The sequence below is a fragment of the Chromobacterium sp. genome, assembly GCF_041912965.1.
Lineage (GTDB): Bacteria > Pseudomonadota > Gammaproteobacteria > Burkholderiales > Chromobacteriaceae > Chromobacterium > Chromobacterium aquaticum.
Genome location: NZ_JAYSGF010000032.1, coordinates 44,089 through 63,469 on the forward strand (window position 1 = coordinate 44,089; position 19,381 = coordinate 63,469).

The 19,381-nt window shown below is 63.4% G+C and carries 17 protein-coding genes; 6 read left to right on the forward strand and 11 right to left on the reverse strand.

Annotated features, from left to right (window positions below; translation table 11 throughout):
* Nucleotides 1-63: 63 nt before the first annotated feature.
* The 6 genes from ACE3QM_RS16535 to ACE3QM_RS16560 form a co-directional block, all read right to left on the reverse strand.
* A complete protein-coding gene (locus ACE3QM_RS16535; RefSeq protein WP_048407735.1) occupies nt 64-369 on the reverse strand; it encodes a hypothetical protein in 306 nt (101 codons plus the stop codon).
* 125 nt (nt 370-494) lie between these two features.
* Complete coding sequence (locus ACE3QM_RS16540) at nt 495-1,358, reverse strand: hypothetical protein (RefSeq protein WP_231460997.1); 864 nt, start codon at nt 1,356-1,358, stop codon at nt 495-497.
* Nucleotides 1,359-1,542: 184 nt separating this feature from the next.
* Nucleotides 1,543-2,490 carry a lipoyl synthase gene (lipA, locus tag ACE3QM_RS16545; protein ID WP_048407737.1) on the reverse strand — a complete coding sequence of 316 codons (948 nt, stop codon included), beginning with the start codon at nt 2,488-2,490 and terminating at the stop codon, nt 1,543-1,545.
* Nucleotides 2,487-3,110 carry a lipoyl(octanoyl) transferase LipB gene (lipB, locus tag ACE3QM_RS16550; RefSeq protein WP_048407738.1) on the reverse strand — a complete coding sequence of 208 codons (624 nt, stop codon included), beginning with the start codon at nt 3,108-3,110 and terminating at the stop codon, nt 2,487-2,489. The genes lipA and lipB overlap by 4 nt, the downstream gene beginning before the upstream one ends.
* 16 nt (nt 3,111-3,126) lie before the next feature.
* On the reverse strand, nt 3,127-3,393 hold the full coding sequence (locus tag ACE3QM_RS16555) for a YbeD family protein (protein WP_048407739.1): 267 nt from the start codon (nt 3,391-3,393) through the stop codon (nt 3,127-3,129).
* A 328-nt stretch (nt 3,394-3,721) separates the two neighbouring features.
* Nucleotides 3,722-4,867 carry a D-alanyl-D-alanine carboxypeptidase family protein gene (locus ACE3QM_RS16560; protein ID WP_107798629.1) on the reverse strand — a complete coding sequence of 382 codons (1,146 nt, stop codon included), beginning with the start codon at nt 4,865-4,867 and terminating at the stop codon, nt 3,722-3,724.
* A 216-nt stretch (nt 4,868-5,083) separates the two neighbouring features.
* Between ACE3QM_RS16560 and ilvA the strand changes: the two genes are divergently transcribed.
* Together ilvA and ACE3QM_RS16570 are read left to right on the forward strand one after the other, a co-directional pair.
* Nucleotides 5,084-6,613 (forward strand): threonine ammonia-lyase, biosynthetic, encoded by a 1,530-nt coding sequence (gene ilvA / locus ACE3QM_RS16565; RefSeq protein ID WP_231460995.1) that lies wholly within the window; start codon nt 5,084-5,086, stop codon nt 6,611-6,613.
* A 63-nt stretch (nt 6,614-6,676) separates the two neighbouring features.
* The gene (locus tag ACE3QM_RS16570; protein ID WP_048407741.1) at nt 6,677-7,324 is read left to right on the forward strand and encodes an HAD family hydrolase; all 648 of its coding nucleotides are present in this window, start codon (nt 6,677-6,679) and stop codon (nt 7,322-7,324) included.
* Between the two features lie 64 nt (nt 7,325-7,388).
* On the opposite strand, the gene ACE3QM_RS16575 is transcribed toward ACE3QM_RS16570, so the two are convergent.
* The gene (locus ACE3QM_RS16575; protein ID WP_374423412.1) at nt 7,389-8,519 is read right to left on the reverse strand and encodes a M14-type cytosolic carboxypeptidase; all 1,131 of its coding nucleotides are present in this window, start codon (nt 8,517-8,519) and stop codon (nt 7,389-7,391) included.
* 138 nt (nt 8,520-8,657) lie between these two features.
* Nucleotides 8,658-9,212 (reverse strand): phasin family protein, encoded by a 555-nt coding sequence (locus ACE3QM_RS16580; protein WP_048407743.1) that lies wholly within the window; start codon nt 9,210-9,212, stop codon nt 8,658-8,660.
* A gap of 196 nt (nt 9,213-9,408) precedes the next feature.
* On the opposite strand from ACE3QM_RS16580, the gene phaR reads away from it, so the two are divergent.
* Nucleotides 9,409-9,975: a polyhydroxyalkanoate synthesis repressor PhaR gene (gene phaR, locus ACE3QM_RS16585; RefSeq protein ID WP_048407744.1), complete on the forward strand. Its 567-nt coding sequence runs from the start codon at nt 9,409-9,411 to the stop codon at nt 9,973-9,975.
* Nucleotides 9,976-10,134: 159 nt separating this feature from the next.
* On the forward strand, nt 10,135-11,436 hold the full coding sequence (locus tag ACE3QM_RS16590; protein WP_374423415.1) for a tetratricopeptide repeat protein: 1,302 nt from the start codon (nt 10,135-10,137) through the stop codon (nt 11,434-11,436).
* Between the two features lie 13 nt (nt 11,437-11,449).
* Here the strand turns inward: ACE3QM_RS16590 and ACE3QM_RS16595 are convergent, their stop codons facing one another.
* The gene (locus ACE3QM_RS16595; RefSeq protein ID WP_231580931.1) at nt 11,450-11,956 is read right to left on the reverse strand and encodes a TIGR00645 family protein; all 507 of its coding nucleotides are present in this window, start codon (nt 11,954-11,956) and stop codon (nt 11,450-11,452) included.
* Between the two features lie 390 nt (nt 11,957-12,346).
* Here ACE3QM_RS16595 and rimO point away from each other — a divergent pair, with 390 nt between their 5' ends.
* Complete coding sequence (rimO, locus tag ACE3QM_RS16600; RefSeq protein WP_374423417.1) at nt 12,347-13,672, forward strand: 30S ribosomal protein S12 methylthiotransferase RimO; 1,326 nt, start codon at nt 12,347-12,349, stop codon at nt 13,670-13,672.
* A gap of 59 nt (nt 13,673-13,731) precedes the next feature.
* Here the strand turns inward: rimO and hypF are convergent, their stop codons facing one another.
* The gene (hypF, locus tag ACE3QM_RS16605) at nt 13,732-16,023 is read right to left on the reverse strand and encodes a carbamoyltransferase HypF (protein ID WP_374423419.1); all 2,292 of its coding nucleotides are present in this window, start codon (nt 16,021-16,023) and stop codon (nt 13,732-13,734) included.
* A gap of 381 nt (nt 16,024-16,404) precedes the next feature.
* Here hypF and ACE3QM_RS16610 point away from each other — a divergent pair, with 381 nt between their 5' ends.
* On the forward strand, nt 16,405-18,900 hold the full coding sequence (locus ACE3QM_RS16610) for an EAL domain-containing protein (RefSeq protein WP_374423421.1): 2,496 nt from the start codon (nt 16,405-16,407) through the stop codon (nt 18,898-18,900).
* A gap of 59 nt (nt 18,901-18,959) precedes the next feature.
* Here the strand turns inward: ACE3QM_RS16610 and ACE3QM_RS16615 are convergent.
* A partial coding sequence (locus ACE3QM_RS16615; protein ID WP_374423423.1) for an aminoacyl--tRNA ligase-related protein occupies nt 18,960-19,381 on the reverse strand: 422 nt, incomplete at its 5' end.

The window sequence follows — 19,381 nt, forward strand, 5'->3', positions numbered from 1 at the left end:
GTTTGGAATGCCGCCCCTGGCAACAGGGGCGGCATTTTTCATGGCTGGACGAAATGAGGGAGCTCAGGTCAGCAGCTTGGCGACCGCGGAGATGGCCTTGGCGGTCAGGCCTATGGCTCTGCCCACCTGTTGCAGTTGCTGCGCGGCCTGGTCGGCGGCGGCGATGGCCGCCTGCAGCGCTGCGATGGCGGTTTGGAAGTCGGCGGTGTCGGCGTTCAGTTCGCGGGCGATCAGCGCCAAGGTCTGGTTCGCCAGTTCATCCTGTTGCGCCAACAGCGTCCTGCTGTCCGCGCCCAGGCTGGCGACGGCCAGATTATTGATGCGCGACGCCAGTCCGCCGACGAGTTCGACTGCTGTGTGTTGGTCCATGCTCGTTCTCCATGCTTGGAGCCCCGTTCAAGGTCTTGAGAACAAGGGCGAAACAAGGTGAAAGTGGCCGAGAAAGCGGAATGTGCTGCAGTGGTGCATGAGCATTTCGAAGTGGTGCTCGCTCATTATTTGTCGGGCAGCTCGCGATAAAAATCGCGCAGCCGCCGCGCTTCGGCGGCGAAGGCGCGTAGCGCCTGCAGACTTGAGGCGGGCGCGTCCAGGTTTTGCAGCAACTGGCGATTGGCGGCGGGGAAGCCCTGAATCGCCTGGTCGCTGGCCTGCAGCGCGGCTTCTATCCGCTCGAGCTCGCGCAGCCTGTCGGCGATGGCGAGGTCGAACTGATAGCGCTGCCAGCTGCCGTAGGGCGGCCGGCTGAAGTTGGCGTGGCGCAGCAGGCTGTCCCGGATCACGGTCAGATAGGCGGGCAGCATGCTCAGAGCGCGGTGGCTGTTGTCGGCCAGCAGTTCGAGCCCGGGCTGGGCTGTCGCCATGACCTTGCGCAGCGCGGCTTGGCGTTGCGCGGCTGTCAGTTGTCTGCCCAGCGCGTCGGCGGCGGTGGCGAGTATTTTGGCGGCATCTTCGTTGCCGCCTTGCCGCTTGAGATCCTGGATGCTGTCGGCCAGATCCTGGGCGGCGGCATCGACCCGGGCTTCGGCCTCCCGGTCGCCGGCTAGGCCGTTCAGGGTGCGCGCGTACAGTGCCAGCGTGTCCAGCGTGGCCTGCAGCTGCCCCAGTGCGGGTGCCAGGTCGTAGCCAGCGCCGCTGCCGGTTTGAAGTCGGAATGTGTCCGGGTTCAGCGGGGCGTTGGGCGCAGTGAGCACCGCATTGAGGCGGGCGTTGTGCTGGATGCGCTCCAGGGTATTGCCGGTGCTGAGTTGAACCTTGCGGGTAGCCTGGTCGAAATCGGAGAAGGGCTTATTGGGCGGGGTGGCGCAGGCGGCCAGCAGTAGCAGTGGCAGCAGGGCCGGCAGGCGAGGGCGGGTGGGCATGGCGCGGCTCCATCGGCAGGCGGGCGTGGCTGCGTCCGCGCGGTTTGCGGGATGAAACGTATGCTGGCGCCCCGGTGGGCGCATGCCATGGTATAGCCGATTCGCCGGCGCCGCATGCCTGTACCAAAGACACGAAATGAAAAAAGGGAGCCCTGGAGCTCCCTTGGTCCGGCGGGGTCGGCGTTTACACGCCGGCCTCGTGCGCCTGCACGTCGGCGTGGTAGCTGGAACGTACCATCGCGCCCACCGCGGCGTGGACGAAGCCCATTTCATAGGCCTTGGTCTCGAACATCTTGAACACGTCCGGATGCACGTAGCGCAGTACCGGCAGGTGGCCGTCGGAAGGTTGCAGATACTGGCCTATGGTCAGCATGTCCACATTGTGGGCGCGCAGATCACGCATCACTTCCAGAATCTCTTCGTCGGTTTCGCCCAGGCCCACCATCAGGCCGGACTTGGTGCGGACATTGGGGTTCTTGGCCTTGTAGTCCTTCAGTAGTTGCAGCGAGTGCGCGTAATCCGAGCCCGGACGCGCCTGCTTGTACAGCCGCGGCACGGTTTCCAGATTGTGGTTCATCACATCCGGCGGCGTCTGGCTCAGGATGTCGACGGCCAGGTCCAGGCGGCCGCGGAAGTCCGGCACCAGGGTTTCGATCTGGGTGTTGGGCGACATTTCGCGCACCGAGCTGATGCAGTCGGCGAAATGCTGGGCACCGCCGTCGCGCAGATCGTCGCGGTCCACCGAGGTCACCACCACGTATTTCAGCTTCATCGCGGCCACGCTTTCAGCCAGATGGCGCGGCTCGTCCGCGTCCAGCGGGTTGGGGCGGCCGTGGCCCACGTCGCAGAACGGGCAGCGGCGGGTGCAGATGTCGCCCATGATCATGAAGGTGGCGGTGCCTTTGCTGAAGCACTCGCCGATATTCGGGCAGGTGGCTTCTTCACAGACGGTGTGCAGCTTCTGTTCGCGCAGGATCTGCTTGATCTCGTGGAAGCGCTGGCCGTTGGGCAGCTTGGCGCGGATCCATTCCGGCTTTTTCAGCTTTTCGTCCAGCGGGACGATCTTGATGGGGATGCGCGCGGTTTTGGCCGCGCCCTTGTGTTTGACCCCAGCCTGGTTTTCCGGCTTCATGTCAGTTCCTCGGTGCAGTTCAGGAGGCGCTCCAGATGCGGCAGCAGCGTATCGGCGGCGGCGGCAAGGCTCAGCTCCACTCCCAGTTGTTTCAGGTCGGTCACCTTGAGGTTGGCGTAACCGCAAGGATTGATGGAATCGAAAGGCGCCAGGTCCATGTCCACATTGAAGCTGAGGCCGTGGTAGACCGCGTGGTTCTTGATGCGCAGGCCCAGCGAGGCGATCTTGGCGCCGGCGACGTAAACGCCGGGGGCGTCCACATCGCCATTGCCGTGGATGCCCAGCTCCGCCAGCGTGTCTATCACCGCTTGTTCGATGCGGCGCACCAACTCGCGCACGCCTATGCCCATGCGCTTGAAGTCCACCAGCAGGTAGACCACCAATTGGCCAGGACCATGATAGGTGATCTGGCCGCCGCGGTCGGTTTTCACCACCGGGATGGCGGTGGCGTGCAGCAGATGCTCCGGCTTGCCGGCTAGGCCCTGGGTGTAGACGGGGGGGTGCTCGACCACCCACAGTTCATCCGGGGTGTCGGCGTTGCGGGCGTCGGTGAACGCCTGCATGGCGCGCCAGGTTGGCTCGTAGTCGACCCGGCCCAGATGTTTGACGATGCGCGACACGGCAATCTCCTGGTGCTTAGAGCACCATTTTCACCATCGGATGGCCGGTCAGCGACAGGTAGATATTATCCAGCTGTTGACGCGAGGTGGCGGTGACGGTGACGGTCAGCGCGTAGAAGCGGCCATTGGAGCTTTCGCGCAGCGTCACGTCGTGGTCGGCCAGGTCGGGCGCGTTGACGCGGACGACCTCGGTGATGGTGACGACGAATTCCTCGTGACGCTCGCCCATCACCTTGATGGGGAAGCGACAGGGGAATTCCATGAGTTCCTGTTTTTCAGACATATTCAATCAAATCCGCTAAGAACGTGTTTACGATTTTGCGAGCAAGAGCGAGACAAGGCGAAAACAGTTGAGAAAGCGGAGTGTACACACGGTACATGAGCATTTCGAAGCGGTTTTCAACGCTGTATCGCCGAAGCGCAGCAGATCGTAAACAGGTTCTAAAGACGCCGAACCCGAAACGGGCAAAGGCGCAGCAGCCAGTTGTACGGCAAACCGGGCCGCCCGCGCCAATACATTTTACGGTCGTCTTTATTACTAAAACGCCACATCATAATACAGCCGCGGCGTCCGGGCGATGCCCGGCGCCGCGATCAACGGCGGACGCCGTTTATTTCCAGCCCAGCATCAGCTTGATGCTATCCCACAGCCGGCTGAAGAAACCGCCTTCTTCCACCGCCTTCAAGGCCACAACCGGGCGCTCGAATAGCGGCTTGCCGTCCAGGGACACCACCAGCTTGCCCACCACCTGGCCGGCTTTGACCGGGGCGATCAAGGGCTGCATGGTGGTCAGGTCGGCCTTGAGCTTGGCGGCCTGGCCCTTGGCCACGGTGGCGTAGACGTCGCTGGCGAAGCCGACGGACACGGTTTTGGCCGCGCCCTTGTAGATGGGCAGCTCGGATACCGGCTTGGCTCCGCTATACAGTTTGGGCGTATCGTAAAACTGCAAGCCGTAGTTGAGCAGCTTGGAGCTTTCCACCGCGCGCGCTTCCGGGCTGGCGGTGCCCACCACCACCGAAATCACGCGACGGCCGTCGCGGTGGCTGGTGGTGATCATATTGTAGCCGGCGCTATCGGTGTAGCCGGTCTTCATGCCGTCGACATTGGGGTCGCGGTAGAGCAGCAGGTTGCGGTTGGGCTGCTTGATATTGTTGTAGGTGAAGGACTTGATCGAGTAGATCGGGTAGAACTCCGGGAAGTCGCGGATCAGCGCGCCGGCCAGGATGCCCAGATCATGCACGGTGGTGTAGTGCTCGGGGTTGGGCAGGCCGGTGGCGTTGCGGAACTGGGTATTCTTCATGCCCAGTTTCTGCGCTTGCTGGGTCATCACCTGGGCGAACACTTCTTCGCTGCCGGCAATGGCTTCGGCCAGCGTCACGCAGGCGTCGTTGCCGGATTGCACGATCATGCCCTTGATCAGGTCGTCGACCTTGGCCGGCACCTTGGGATCCAGGAACATGCGCGAGCCTTCGGTCTTCCAGCCTTTTTGCGACACCGTCAGCGTCTGCTCCAGCGTCAGCCGTTTTTCCTTCAGCGCCTTGAAGGTGAGGTAGGCGGTCATCAGCTTGGTCAGCGAAGCCGGCTCCACGCGGGAGTCCGGGTCGCGCTCGGCCAGCACTTGTCCGCTGTTGAAATCGGTCAGGTAATAGGCCTTGCCGGCGATCTCGGGCGCGGGCGGCAGGAAGGCGGCGGAGGCGAAGGAGACGGACGGCAGCGCAATCGCCGCTGCCGTGAGAATGCTGGTGAATGTTTTCATTGTTCCTATGGGCAACGCTGGGGGTTGAGGGCCTAATAGTAGCCGTTGATTATACACGCGGATTGCCGACCGGTTGCCGCAAAGTGGGGATTTTCTGCGGGCGGCTTCTCGATACTGCAATGCAACAATCCAATGTTATCAAGGCTTCCCGTAGACTTGGAGTTCCTGCTACTCTGGCAGTTCAAGCACAATAATGATCGGGACAAAGGCTTTGCCATGCAAGAGAAGCAAGACTATCTGGAACGCATCCTGACGTCGCGGGTATACGACGTCGCCATCGAAACGCCGCTGGAGCTGGCGCCCAATCTGTCGCGCCGCTATCGCAACAAGATTCTGCTCAAGCGCGAGGATTTGCAGCCGGTGTTTTCATTCAAGCTGCGCGGCGCTTACAACAAGATGGCCAAGCTCAGCCGGGAACAGCGCGAGCGCGGCGTGATCACCGCCAGCGCCGGCAACCACGCCCAGGGCGTGGCCTTGTCCGCGAGCAAGCTGGGTTGTGCCGCCACCATCGTGATGCCGGTGACCACGCCGCAGATCAAGATAGACGCGGTCAAGCAATACGGCGGCCAGGTGGTGTTGCATGGCGATTCCTTCAACGAAGCCTTCCACCACGCGACTGAATTGGCCGCTCAAAACGGCATGACCTATATCCCGCCGTTCGACGATCCGGATGTGATCGCCGGCCAAGGCACCATAGGCATGGAAATCCTGCGTCAGCATCCGGACGATCTGGACGCGGTCTTTGTCGCCATCGGCGGCGGCGGCCTGGCCTCCGGCGTCGCCAGCTTCATCAAGCGGCTCAAGCCCGAGGTCAAGGTGATAGGGGTGCAGCCGGTGGATTCCGACGCGATGCGCCAATCCATCGCCAAGGGCGAGCGCGTGGAGTTGAAGGATGTGGGTTTGTTCGCCGATGGCGTGGCGGTCAAGCTGGTGGGCGAGGAGACTTTCCGCATCTGCCGCGAGCTGTTGGATGAGATCATCCTGGTGGACACCGACGCCATCTGCGCGGCGATCAAGGACATTTTCGAAGACACCCGCTCCATCGTGGAGCCGGCGGGCGCCTTAGCGGTGGCCGGCGCCAAGGCTTATGTCGAGCGCGAGGGTTGCGCCGATCAGACGCTGGTGGCGATTTCCTGTGGCGCCAATATGAATTTCGATCGTCTGCGCCACGTGTCCGAGCGTTCCGAGCTGGGCGAGCGGCGGGAAGCCGTGATCGCGGTGACCATCCCGGAAAAACCCGGCAGCTTCAAGCGCTTCTGCACCGTGATAGGCGGCCGCAACATCACCGAGTTCAATTACCGCTTCGCCGATCCCGGCACCGCCCATGTTTTCGTCGGCGTGCAGATCAGCGGCAAGCCGGATCTGGAAAGCATTCTGGCCAGCCTGAACGCCAATGATCTGGGCAGCATCGATCTGACCGACAACGAATTGGCCAAGCTGCACATCCGCCACCTGGTGGGCGGCCACGCGCCGCAGCTCAAGGACGAGCGGGTGCTGCGCTTCGAGTTTCCGGACCGGCCGGGCGCCTTGATGCGCTTCCTGGAAGCGATGAGCGTGGACTGGAACATCAGCCTGTTTCATTATCGCAACCACGGCGCCGATTACGGCCGCGTGCTGGTGGGCATTCAGGTGCCGGCCAGCGACGACGCGGAGTTCCAGCGCTTCCTCGACAATCTGGGTTATCCCTATGTCGAGGAAACCCAGAACCCGGCCTACAAGCTGTTCCTGGGCAAGACCATACGTTGAACCGGGCCGGCGGGCTGCTCGTGGTCGGCAGCCTGACGCTGTGCCACCTCTTTGAAGCGAATCATGATCAAGGCAGTTCTATTCGATCTGGACGGCACTCTGGCCGACACCGCGCGCGATCTGGGCGCCGCGCTCAACCGCTTGCTGGCCGAGGAAGGCCTGCCGCCGCAGCCGTACGCGGCGGTGCGGCCCATCGCCAGCCACGGCGCGCGCGGGCTGGTCAGCCTGGGCTTCGGCATCGACCGCGAGCATCCGCGTTTCGAGGAGTACCGCCTGCGTTTCCTGGACCATTACGAGCACAGCTTCGCCGACGAGACCGTGTTGTTCGATGGCGTCAACGGCCTGATCCAGGGCTTGATGGACAAGGGGCTGCTGTGGGGCATCATCACCAATAAGCCGATGCGTTTCACCGATAGATTGGTGCCATCGCTGCCCTTCATCTCCTGCCCGGCGGTGACGGTCAGCGGCGACACCGTTGGCGTGCCCAAGCCGGATCCGCGGCCGATGCGTTTCGCCGCCGAGCGGATAGGCATCGCGCCCGAGCATTGCCTGTACGTGGGCGACGCCGAGCGGGATATCGCCGCCGGCCGCAGCGTGGGCATGAAGACGGTGTTGGCCAATTGGGGCTATATCGCCGATAGCGACCGGCCGGCGGAGTGGGGCGCCGATATCGCCATCGACCATCCGCTGCAATTGCTCGATCACGTTTGAGCGGCGGCGGGCATGAAAAAAGCCACGGTTTCCGTGGCTTTTTTGGTTTCGGCCTGATTGGTGCTCAGGCGCGCAGGTTCTGTGCAATCGCATAGATGGGCGATAAGGCCGCCTCGCCCAGGCGCAGGCTGCGCTGGCCGCTCCAGCCGAAGTCGTCGTCCGGCAGATTGGCATTGTCCTTGAACGGCATTTCCAGCGTGAAGGCGAGACAGCCGAAGTTCTCGCACACCCAGTTGGTGGCGATGGTCATATTGGCCTTGCCCGGCGCGTTGCGCGGGTAGCCGTGCTCGGTCTGGTAATCCGGGCTGGCCAGCAGCAGATGGTGGCGGAACTGGTCGGCCAGGGTTTCCAGGTGCTCGTTCCACGACGGCACGCCTTCGGTGCCGGCCAGGAACACATAGGGAATGTTCTCGTCGCCGTGGATGTCCAGGAACAGGTCGACGCCGGTTTCCTGCATCTTGTTGCGCACCGCCAGCACTTCCGGGCTGGTTTCCGCGCTGGGGGCCGCCCATTCGCGGTTCAGGTTGGCGCCGGCGGCGTTGGTGCGCAGATTGCCCAACACCGAGCCGTCCGGGTTCATATTCGGCACCACGTAGAAGGTGGCACGGTCCAGCAGCGCGCGGCTGGTGGGGTCCTGAGGGTCCAGCAGGCGGTTGAGCAGGCCCTCGATGAACCATTCGGCCATGGTCTCGCCGGGGTGCTGGCGAGCGATGATCCAGATCTTCAGATCCGATTCCACCTCGTGGCCTATGGTCAGCAGATTGATGTCGCGCTGCTGCACGGTAAAGCCCAGGTCGCTGACCTGGCACAGGCCGGAGCCTTGCGCCTGGCCGATCAGGTTCAGGTGCTGGTCGTAGGAATAGGGCTCGAAATAGGCGTAGTAGATGCTGCCGGACAGCGGCACGTGATCTATCGTCATCACGCCGTTTTCGTAATGGGTGGGCACGCGGAACCAGTTGATGCGGTCGTAGGAGGCCACCGCCTGGTAGTCGATCCAGCCATCCGGGTAAGCGCTTTCGCTGGCGTTCAGGAAATTGAAGGTGCAGTGCTGATAAGCGGCGCCTTGCACGCGGAAGTAAAACCACTGGGCGAACTCGGCCGCATTGTCGCGACGGATGCGCAGTTGGATGTCTTCGTAGTTGTCGGCGGAGACGATCTCGATGCTGCCGGCGTCAAAATTGCTGCTGATTTTCATGCGCTGAACCTATTGGTTTCCTGAAACGTGCTTAAGGCGGAGATTGTAAACCTGTCGCCGCTCACATGCCATCCTGGCGCGCGGCAAAGAAAAACCCCGTCGGCGGGACGGGGTTGTGCTTTAGCCGGAAACTTCTCTTTAAGCTGTGGGCGCGCGCTTGCTGGCGGTCTTCACCGCGTCGGCGGTGGCGCTGGTGGCGGCCTTGACGCTGCTGTCGGTGAATTCAACCACTTGCTGGGCTGCCTTGCTGAAGGTGTTGACCGCGGCGGCGGCGGCGGCCACCGAGCTCTTCACCGCGTTCAGCGCGGCGTCGGAGCCGGCCGGGGCGTTCTTGGCGGCGGACTCGATCGCGCCGATCAGCGACTTGTTGAAGCTGCCCAGGTTTTCCTCGGCCAGTTTGGTCAGCTCACTCTGCGCGGCAGATACGATGTCGTACAGATTGCGCGAGTTGGCCAGCGCGGCGTCTATGCTCTGGGTGGTCAGCTTGTTCAGGTGGGTGACGGCTTCCTGCGGGTCGGTCACGCCGCTCAGTTGCTTGGCGACTTTGACGTTGTCTTCCAGCGTTTGCTTGGAGATTTCCAGATTCAGCTTGACCAGGCGCTCGGCGCTGTCCAGAGTGATCTGCGAAAAACGGAAAACGGTTTCCAGGCCGTTGAGGGACAGCTTGTTCAGTTGCTCATTGCTGATGGACATGGGGTATTCCTCCGCTGTGGGGTGAGACCTTAAGGAGATAGTCTTAATCAAAAATTTTGCACTGCACAATGACGACTAAATGTATCATGCAATGCAGCAAAATTGGGAACATTGACTGAAGATTTACTCTAGCGTGTTGTATTTATGATAAATTGCGGGCACACGGCACCGTAACAAAATAAACCGGGAGCGTTACATGAGTGTTGAGAAGCGGGTCATCAAAAAATACCCGAACCGCCGGCTGTACGATACCGCCACCAGTTCCTACATCACCTTGGGGGATGTGAAGCAACTGGTACTGGATAATGTTGATATCCAGGTGGTGGACGCCAAGAGCCAGGAGGACATCACCCGCAGCGTGTTGCTGCAAATCATTCTGGAGGAAGAGAACGGTGGGATGCCGATGTTCAGCTACGAAGTGCTGACTCAGTTCATCCGCTCCTACGGCCAGGCCATGCAGGGCATGATGGGACCGTTTCTGGAGAACAATCTGCAACTGTTTGCCCAACTGCAACAGAAAATGCAGGAGCAGACCCGCGCGATCTACGGCGACAACGCCATGTTGAACTCCAATCTATGGGGCGAGTTCATGAAGTTCCAAGGTCCGGCGGTGCAGAACATGATGGCCAACTACATGGAGCAGAGCACCAGCATGTTCCTGGACATGCAGAACCGGATGCAGGAACAGACCAAGCAGCTGTTCGGTGGTTTCGGTTTCCCCGGCTACAAGCCGGGCGGCGAAGACGACAAGGACAAGTCGTAAACGCCTGCGGCCAGCGGACGCGGCGCTTGCTCCGCGTCCATGCGCCGTCCGGGAGCCCGCCATGCCGATTCTTTTCGGTTTGATTCCCGGCGCCGCCGTTCGCGACGCCGTGATGCCCTTTGCGGGCGCCATCCTATCTTTTTTCTTTCCTGTTTTCCCATGTCCGCCACGGAACTGAGCCTCAGCCTGCGACAAGCGCAGCGCTGCCATCTTGACGGCGACTGGGCCGAAGCGGAACGCCGCTACCGTGCCTGCCTGCGGGATTGGCCGGATTGCGCCCTGGCTCAGGCCTTGCTGGCCTTTCTGTTATTGCAGACGCAGCGGCCGGAGGAGGCTGAAACCTGGCTGCAGGCGGCGATCGCCGCCGAGGCGGGGCATGCGGACTGGCATTTCAACCTGGGCATGGCGCTGGCGCGCCAGGGCCGCGCCGGCCGGGCGCGGCAGGCTTTTGCCGCCGCGGTGGCGCTGGATGCCGGCCAGTTGATGTATTGGACCAATCTTGCCGCCTCCAGCGAGCAGGATGGAGACCTCGCGGCGGCGGAGCATTGCTGCCGGCAGGCGCTGGCGCTGGATGCCGGCTGCGCCGATGCCCATTTTCTGCTGGCCGGACTGTGCCTGCGCCAGGAGCGCCATGCCGAGGCGCGGCGGCACAATGCTGCGGGCATCGTGGCCCAGCCCGCCGCGCATGGACCGATCGCGCGCATCGAGGCCTATTGCGAACTGGGCCAGCACGACGCCGCATTGGCGCTGTTGCATGGCTGGCTGGCGCAGGCGCCGGATGATGCGGTGGCCTTGCATCTGCTGGCCGCCTGCGGTGGCGCGCCGCCTCCGTCGCAGTGCAGCCCAGCCTTCATCCAACAGACTTTCGACGCCAATGCCGCGACCTTCGACGCAAGCCTGGCCGGCTTGCGCTACCAGGGGCCGCAATGGCTGGCGCAATGCCTGCGGCGGCTGGCGCTGCCGGCATCCGCGCTGGAGGTGTTAGACCTGGGCTGCGGCACCGGCCTGGCCGGCGCGGCGTTGCGGCCGTACGCGCAGCGCTTGCACGGGGTGGATCTCAGCGGCGAGATGTTGGCGCGCGCCGCGGACAAAGGCGTGTACGACACCTTGACCCAAGGCGACATCATCGAATTCCTGATGGCGGCCCCGCCGCCCTGTGATCTGATCTGCTGCCTGGACACGCTCAGCTATTTTGGCGATCTGCGCCTTGCTCTGGGTAGGATGGCGCGCGCGCTCAAGCCGGGCGGCCTGCTGCTGTTCAGCATCGAGCGCGGGCTGCAGCCCTTGCCTGATGGTCATCGGCTGCAGCCCTGCGGACGCTATCTGCACGATCCGGACTGGGTGGAGGCCTGCTTGGCGGACTATGGGCTGCGGCTGGAGGAAAGGCGGGACATGATGTTGCGGGAAGAGGCCGGCTGCCCGGTGCCCGGCGCTTTCTACTGCGCCGAGCGCATGTGCTGAGCCGGGCCGCCGCTCAGTGCTTGCTTTGCATCAGCTTGTCGGTCCAGGCCATCACCAGCGCGGACAGCAGGAAGGTGCAATGGATCACCACCTGCCACATCACGCCCTGTTCGGTGAGCGGATTGCCGGGGCTGCCCAGATTGGACGCGCTGATGAAGGTTTTCAGCAGATGGATGGAGGAAATGCTGATCAGCGCCAGCGACAGCTTGGTCTTCAACACGCCGGCGTTGACATGGGACAACCATTCCGGCCTGTCCTCGTGTGTATTCAGGCTGTCGATCTTGGAGACGAAGGTCTCGTAGCCGCCCACCACCACCATGATCAGCAGATTGGCGATCATCACCACGTCGATCAGGCCCAGCACGATCAGCATGATCTGGGTTTCCGTCATGCTGGAGGCGTCGGCGACCAGATGGATCAGCTCCACCAGGAATTTATAGACATAGACGCCCTGGGCGACGATCAGGCCCAGGTATAAGGGCGCTTGCAGCCAGCGGCTGGCGAAGATCAGGGATTCCATGCGTGAGACAAGAGTTTTCATAGCGGTATTGTGTGAGGGGTTGACGGCTCAGAGCCTGTTCTAAGTCTGCCGCGCGTAGTGGAGCGCGACACGGTGAGTACACCTTCGAAATGTCCATGCACCACGAGTAGATTCCGCTTTCTCAGTTGTTTTCGCCTGGTTTCGCTCTAGCTCGCGGGACTTTGAACAGGTTCTCAGGCCTATATGGAGGCGTCGGATTTTACTATCAAGTGAGGTCTGAAAGAGGAGCTGCGCTGATCCGCATCCAGCCCGCCGTGGGAGCCTGTGAAAACGAATCGGCGAGCCCATGGCCCAAACCCCTCGCAAGGCTGCGCATCGCCTGTCAAATCGTTGTATACTCTCGCGTTTTTCTTCAGCAAGGCCATCATCATGGCAGACAAGATTCCAAGTATCGGCTTCGTGTCGCTGGGCTGTCCCAAAGCCTCCAGCGACTCGGAGCAGATCCTGACCCGCCTTCGCGCCGAAGGCTACGATATTTCCGGCAGCTACGCCGGCGCCGACCTGGTGGTGGTCAACACCTGCGGCTTCATTGATTCCGCCGTGGCCGAATCGCTGGACGCGATCGGCGAAGCCTTGAACGAGAACGGCAAAGTGATCGTCACCGGCTGTCTGGGGGCCAAGGGCGATGTGGTGCGCGACGCGCATCCGTCGGTCTTGGCCGTGACCGGCCCGCACGCCACCGACGAGGTGATGAGCGCGGTGCATGCCCACCTGCCCAAGCCGCACGATCCCTTCGTCGACCTGGTGCCGGATATCGGCGTGCGGCTGACGCCCAAGCATTACGCGTATCTGAAGATTTCCGAGGGCTGCAACCATCGCTGCACCTTCTGCATCATTCCGTCGATGCGCGGCGATCTGGAAAGCCGGCCGATTCACGACGTGCTGCGCGAGGCGGAGAGCCTGGCCAAGGCCGGGGTCAAGGAAATCCTGGTGATTTCTCAGGACACCTCGGCTTACGGCGTGGACACCAAGTACAAGCTGGGCTTCCACAACGGCCGCCCGGTGAAGACCCGCATGACCGAGCTGTGCGAGGAGCTGGGCCGTCACGGCATCTGGGTGCGCTTGCATTACGTCTACCCGTATCCGCATGTGGACGAAGTGATTCCGCTGATGCGCGACGGCAAGATCCTGCCTTATCTGGACATTCCGTTCCAGCACGCCAGCCAGAAGGTGCTGAAGCTGATGAAGCGTCCGGCTAATAGCGACAATGTGCTGGCGCGCATCAAGAAATGGCGCGAGATCTGTCCGGATCTGGTGATCCGCTCCACCTTCATCGTCGGTTTCCCCGGCGAAACCGAGGAAGACTTCGAAGAACTGCTGAGCTTTATCCGCGAGGCGGAGCTGGATCGCGTCGGCTGTTTCACCTATTCGCCGGTGGAGGGCGCCACCGCCAACGACTTGCCGAATCCGGTACCTGAAGAGATGAAGGAAGCGCGCAAGGAGCGTTTCATGGCGGTGCAGGAAGAGATCAGCGCGCGCCGTTTGGAGCGCCGCGTCGGCCAGACCATGCAAGTGCTGGTGGACGAGATCGACGACGAAGGCACGGCGATTTGCCGCAGCTACGCGGACGCGCCGGAGATCGACGGCATGGTGTTCGTCGAGGACGCCGCCGACATGCGTGCCGGCGAATTCTATTCGGTGAAGATCGTCGACTGCAGCGAGCACGATCTGTGGGGCGAGCGCCAGCCGTCCTGATCTAGGGATTCCGGTGCCGAAGACGGCGCGTCGCCTGCGGGCGGCGCGCCGTTTTCATTTCAGGCGTCGCGCAGCAGGCGCTGGCGCGCTACCCAGGCCTGTCCCAGGCTGAGGCCGCCGTCATTGGGCGGCAGCTGTTCCGCGGTCAGCGGACGCAAGCCGGCCTGTTCCAGACGCGGCAGCAGCTGCGCCATCAATTGGCGGTTGCCGCAGCAGCCGCCGGCCAGCGCCACGATGCGAGTGCCGGTGGTGCGCGCGGCCTTGGTCGCCCAATCCGCCAGCGCCGCCGCCAGCGTGGCGTGCCACAGGCCGGCGATAACGTGGTCGTCGTCCAGCAGGCACAGGTGGCGCGCCAGCGGCGTCAAATCCAGCAGATTGGCCTGGGTGGCCCAGCCGTCGGCCAGCGGCTCCATGACTTCCGCCAGCGCTTCCAGCCGTTGCGCGGCTTCGCTTTCAAAGGTTTCCACCCCGCATTGGCGAGTGAGGCCGGCGATGGCGCCGAACCAGCGGCCCAGGCTGGTGCTGTCCTGGCAGTCGCGGCGCATGGCGATCTGTTTTTCCAGCATGGCCGCGCCCGCCTGCTCCGCCAGATGCGGCGGCAGCGTCCCCAGGTCCAGGGTTTGCCACAGCGCGATGGCCAGCTTCCATGGCTGCAGCCGGCTGCGGCCCTGGCCCGGCAGCGGCAGCGGAGTGATATGGCCGATGCGCTGGCAGGCGTCGCCGTCCACCAGCATCATTTCGCCGCCCCAGGCGCCGTTGTTGTGGCCCAGGCCATAACCGTCCAGCGCCAGGCCCAGCGCCGGCTCGGCCACGCCGTGCTCGGCCAGCACCGCGCCCAGGTGGGCGTGATGGTGTTGCACCCGGATCAGCGGCACGCTCCATTGCTTGGATAGATGTTCGGCCAGCAGGCTGGAATAGGTGCCGGTTTCCAGGTCGCAGGCCACTGCCTGCGGGGTGACGCCGGTGAGGTCGAGCAGGTGGTCGGACGCCTGTTGCAAGGCTTCGCAGGTCAGCGGGTGGTTGAGCGCGCCTATGTATTGCGACACGAAGGCGTCCCTGCCGCGCAGCACGGTGGCGGTGGCCTTCATATAGGCGCCCAGCGCCAGCACCGGCGGGCCGTCCAGCGCCAGCGGCACCGGGTCCGGCACGACGCCGCGCGCGCGGCGGAACAGCAGCGGCCGCCTGCGCTGCAGCGATACCACGCTGTCGTCGCAGCGGGTGACGATGGCGCGGTTGTGCAGCAGGAAGACGTCGGCCACCTGGTTCAGCCGCTCGCGCGCCTCCTGGTTGCCGGTGACGATGGGCTCGCCGGACAGGTTGGCGCTGCTCATCACCCACAGCCGCGCGCAGGGCTGGCGCAGCCAGGCGGTGCCGGCCGGGCGGCCCAGCGCTTCATGGAACAGCAGCCATTGCAGCGGGGTATAGGGCAGCATCACGCCCAGCGCGGACAGACCGGGCGCGACATCGGGCAGCAATTGGTCGGCTTCCGGCTTTTTGTTCAACAATACGATGGGACGCTCCGGTCGCTGCAGCCAGGCGGCCTCCTCGTCGCTGACATGGCAGAGCGCGCGGATGGATTCCACGTTCAAGGCCATGATGGCCAGCGGTTTGCCGGGGCGATGCTTGAGATGGCGCAGCCGCGCCACCGCGGAGGGGTTGGCGGCGTCGCAGACCAGGTGGAAGCCGCCCAGTCCTTTCATCGCGATGCTGCGGCCCATATTGAGGATTTGCACCGCGCCTATCACCGGGTCGCCGTTCAGGCTCTGGCCGAAGCGGTCGGTCAGCTGCAGCTTGGGCCCGCATACCGGGCAGGCGGTGGGCTCGGCGTGAAAGCGGCGGCTGCTCGGGTCCTGATATTCCTGACGACACACCGGACACAAGGGAAAGGCCAGCATGCTGGTGTTGGCGCGGTCATAGGGCAGGCGGTGGGTGACGGTGTAGCGCGGCCCGCAGTCGGTGCAGTTGATGAAGGGGAAGCGGTAGCGGCGGTCGCCGGGAGTGAACAGCTCTTCCACGCATTGCGGGCAGGTGGCCACATCCGCCGGTAGCCGGGCATGGGTGACTTCGCCGCTGCTTTCCTCGATCTGGAAGCGTTGCTCATCCGCGAGCACCGGCAACTCGCACTCTTGCACCGCGTCGATGTGAGCCAGCGGCGGCAGCCGGGTTTTCAGCGCTTGCCGGAAGGCGTCCAGCGCTTGCGGCTGGCCCTGTAGTTCCAGCGTGACGCCTTCGCCGGTATTGCGGACGAAGCCGGTCAGGCCATGCTCGCTGGCGGTGCGCCAGATGAAGGGACGGAAACCGACGCCCTGGACCCGGCCCTGAACCGATAGGTGGATGCGTTGTGGGTTCATGGTGTTTGTGTCGCTGTGTGCCGGCGTCGCGATGCCGCCGTGCGGGTGGTTGGACAGCTTGCGCGCCTCGCCGTGGCGCTACCGCCAGGAGGATGACGCGCCACGCTATTCCTATGTCATTGCTATGGCAAGGGTGATCTCACCGATCCTGTTGACAGCCTAGCAGTAGAAACCGCCCCAAGGCTTTGTCCTAGATCATGTATATGAGTATTTGACGATTTACTGTATGCAAAAAGGATGCTTGCCCGGTGCGCAGAAGACAAGCCATCGGCGGCGAGGCGCGCCGGCGCGCTGCTGTTGCAATCCGATTACATCAGAGTGGTTGGCATCGTTATAATGCCATTTGGAATTTTTCCGTGATGAGCCCGGGTTGGATTGTTAATGAATTACTTGAAACAGTGCATAAAAGAGATATCTACCCCGGACATACTGGCGTGCGCGGCGGATACGCCGCTGGCAGAGGCGGCGCGACGCATGGTATTGGCGGGCTGCGGCTCCATCGTGGTGCAGGACGAGGCTGGACGGCCGCTGGGCATCTGGACCGAGGCCGATGCGCTGGCGCTGGACCGGCTGGACGGCGCGGCCGGCGCTCGGCCGGTGGGCGAGGCGATGAATGCGCCCTTGGTGGTGCTGCCGCATGATTTGCCGGTGAGCGAAGCGGTGGCCTTGTTCCGTAACCGCGACCTCCGCCATGCGCTGGTGGAGCAGGATGGCCAGATCTGCGGCGTGGTGTCGCTGACCGATATCGTGTTGAGCCAGGGCAGTGAAGCGTTTCTCAGTGTGCGGCGGGTGGTGGCGGACCGCGCGGCGCCCTTGTGTCTGCTGGGCGCGCAGGCGGCGCCGGAACAGGCGCTGGCCATGATGCGGCGCCAGGGCGCCACCGCCTTGGCGGTGCGCTTCGACAACGGCGATTACGGCATCCTGACCCTGCGCGACCTGCTGCGGCTGTTGGCGGAAGGGCGGGCGCCGGCGACGCTGGCCGAAGCCTGCTCCTGGCCGCTGTTGGGCGTGCGCGACGGCAGCAGCCTGCTGCAAGCGCGGCAGTTGATCCTGCAACACAAGATCCGCCACCTGGCTGTTTACGACGCCGACGGCAGCCTGCTGCAGCTGCTGGGTTTTTGCGACATCATCCAGATGGTGGAGCAGGAGTTCCTGCATGAGTTGCATTCTGCGCTGCGCGAGCGCGACGATGCGTTGCTGCGTTCGCGCCACAGCCTGCTGCTGGCGGACAAGGTGTTCGAATCGACACTGGAAGGCATTCTGATCACCGATGGCAACGGTGTGATCCAGATGGTGAATCCGGCGTTCAGCCGCATCACCGGCTATGGCAGCGAGGAGGCCTTGGGCAAGACGCCGGCCTTGCTCAAGTCCGGCAAGCAGTCGCCTGATTTTTACCGCCAGCTGTGGCAGAGCCTGAAGGAGAACGGGCTGTGGCAGGGCGAGGTGGTCAACCGCCGCAAGGGCGGCTTGCTGTACACCGAGCACCTGAGCATCACCGCGATCCGCGATGCCGATGGCGCTTGCCTGCACTATGTGGCGGTGTTTTCCGACATCACCCAGCGCAAGCAGTCCGAGGAGAGGCTGCATTTCCTGGCCAATCACGACGCCTTGACCGGTTTGCCCAACCGGACGCTGTTCCTGGAGCGTTTGCAGGAGGCGATAGAGCGCGCGCAGCCGGCGCGCTCGCAATTCGCGCTGCTATTCGTCGATCTGGACCGTTTCAAGCTGGTCAACGATACCCTGGGGCATCATGCCGGCGACGAATTGCTGGTGCGCATCGCCTCGGTGCTGCTGAGATACGCGCCGCAGCATTCCACCGTGGCGCGGTTGTCCGGCGACGAATTCATCCTGCTGCTGCCGGTGGTGGAGCGCGTTACCCAGGTGGCGGCGCTGGCGCAGCAATTATTGGACGGCGTGACCGAGCAGTCCGGCCTGACCGGCCACGAGTTGTTCATCTCGGCCAGCATAGGCATCAGCATGTACCCGGAAGACGGCGTCAGCGCGGACGCGCTGCTGGTCAACTCGGATTCGGCGATGTACCAGGCCAAGGAGCGCGGCAAGAACAATTTCCAGTTCTACACCGCTGACATGAACGCGCGGGCGATGGAGAGGCTGAAGCTGGAGTACAGCCTGCACCGCGCCTTGGCCCAGGAGGAACTGGAGGTGTGGTATCAGCCCAAGGTGGAGTTGGCCACGCGGCGCATCGTCGGCGCCGAGGCCTTGCTGCGCTGGCGTCATCCGGAGCTGGGGCTGATGGTGCCGGGAAAATTCATTCCCATCGCCGAGGATAGTTCGTTGATGGTGCCGATAGGCGAGTGGGTGTTGGATACCGCCTGCCGCGATTGGGCGCAATGGCGCGCCATGGGACTGGAGCCCGGCCGCATCGCGGTCAATGTGTCGGGCCGCCAGCTCAAGTACGGCGGTTTCGCCGCCACGGTGGCGCGCACCTTGTTGCAGCATGGGCTGGATAGCGGCGAACTGGAGCTGGAGATCACCGAAAGCGTCGCGATGGACGAGGACTGCGGCATGGTGGAGGCGCTGCAGCGCTTGCGCGAGCTGGGCGTTTATCTGTCCATCGACGATTTCGGCACCGGCTATTCCTCGCTGTCCTATCTGAAGCGGCTGCCGGTCAAGGGCTTGAAGATAGACCGTTCCTTCATCATGGATCTGCACCAGGATGGCGACGACGCCGCCATCACCAGCGCCATCATTTCCATAGGCCGCAGCCTGGGGCTGGAACTGGTGGCCGAGGGGGTGGAGTTGGAATCGCAGCGGGCGTTCTTGCTGCGGCAGGGCTGCCGGCTGGGTCAGGGTTATCTGTTCAGCAAGCCGCTGCCGCGAGCCGAGTTCGAAGCGCTGCTGGCGGCGCGGGCATGAAAAACGGCGCCCATAAGGGGCGCCGTTGTCTTTCCAGCGGCGGAGCTTGAACCGGGGCCTTAGCCGCCGATCTTGTCGCGGCCGCCGAAGTAGGGGCGCAGCACGGTCGGGATGGTCACGCTGCCGTCGGCGTTCTGGTAGTTTTCCAGCACCGCCACCAGGGTGCGACCCACCGCCAGGCCGGAGCCGTTCAATGTGTGCACCAGCTGGTTCTTGCCGCTCTCGTCCTTGTAGCGCGCCATCATGCGGCGCGACTGGAAGGCCTCGCAGTTGGAGCAGCTGGAGATTTCGCGATAGGTGTTCTGCGCCGGCAGCCAGACTTCCAGATCGTAAGTCTTGGCGGCGCCGAAGCCCATGTCGCCGCTGCACAGCGTGATCACGCGGTAGGGCAGTTCCAGCGCCTTGAGGATGTTCTCGGCGTGGCCGACCATTTCTTCCAGCGCGGCGTAGGAGTCTTCCGGCTTCTCGATGCGCACCATTT

What these genes read in the sequence shown, in the direction of transcription:
- ACE3QM_RS16580 (WP_048407743.1), bottom strand. Translation starts at nt 9,212, where the DNA reads ATGTCCATCAGCAATGAGCAACTGAACAAGCTGTCCCTCAACGGCCTG.
- lipA (WP_048407737.1), bottom strand. Translation starts at nt 2,490, where the DNA reads ATGAAGCCGGAAAACCAGGCTGGGGTCAAACACAAGGGCGCGGCCAAA.
- ACE3QM_RS16590 (WP_374423415.1), top strand. Translation starts at nt 10,135, where the DNA reads ATGTCCGCCACGGAACTGAGCCTCAGCCTGCGACAAGCGCAGCGCTGC.
- ACE3QM_RS16570 (WP_048407741.1), top strand. Translation starts at nt 6,677, where the DNA reads ATGATCAAGGCAGTTCTATTCGATCTGGACGGCACTCTGGCCGACACC.
- hypF (WP_374423419.1), bottom strand. Translation starts at nt 16,023, where the DNA reads ATGAACCCACAACGCATCCACCTATCGGTTCAGGGCCGGGTCCAGGGC.
- phaR (WP_048407744.1), top strand. Translation starts at nt 9,409, where the DNA reads ATGAGTGTTGAGAAGCGGGTCATCAAAAAATACCCGAACCGCCGGCTG.
- rimO (WP_374423417.1), top strand. Translation starts at nt 12,347, where the DNA reads ATGGCAGACAAGATTCCAAGTATCGGCTTCGTGTCGCTGGGCTGTCCC.
- ACE3QM_RS16535 (WP_048407735.1), bottom strand. Translation starts at nt 369, where the DNA reads ATGGACCAACACACAGCAGTCGAACTCGTCGGCGGACTGGCGTCGCGC.
- ACE3QM_RS16575 (WP_374423412.1), bottom strand. Translation starts at nt 8,519, where the DNA reads ATGAAAATCAGCAGCAATTTTGACGCCGGCAGCATCGAGATCGTCTCC.
- ACE3QM_RS16595 (WP_231580931.1), bottom strand. Translation starts at nt 11,956, where the DNA reads ATGGAATCCCTGATCTTCGCCAGCCGCTGGCTGCAAGCGCCCTTATAC.
- ilvA (WP_231460995.1), top strand. Translation starts at nt 5,084, where the DNA reads ATGCAAGAGAAGCAAGACTATCTGGAACGCATCCTGACGTCGCGGGTA.
- ACE3QM_RS16555 (WP_048407739.1), bottom strand. Translation starts at nt 3,393, where the DNA reads ATGTCTGAAAAACAGGAACTCATGGAATTCCCCTGTCGCTTCCCCATC.
- ACE3QM_RS16610 (WP_374423421.1), top strand. Translation starts at nt 16,405, where the DNA reads ATGAATTACTTGAAACAGTGCATAAAAGAGATATCTACCCCGGACATA.
- ACE3QM_RS16540 (WP_231460997.1), bottom strand. Translation starts at nt 1,358, where the DNA reads ATGCCCACCCGCCCTCGCCTGCCGGCCCTGCTGCCACTGCTACTGCTG.
- ACE3QM_RS16560 (WP_107798629.1), bottom strand. Translation starts at nt 4,867, where the DNA reads ATGAAAACATTCACCAGCATTCTCACGGCAGCGGCGATTGCGCTGCCG.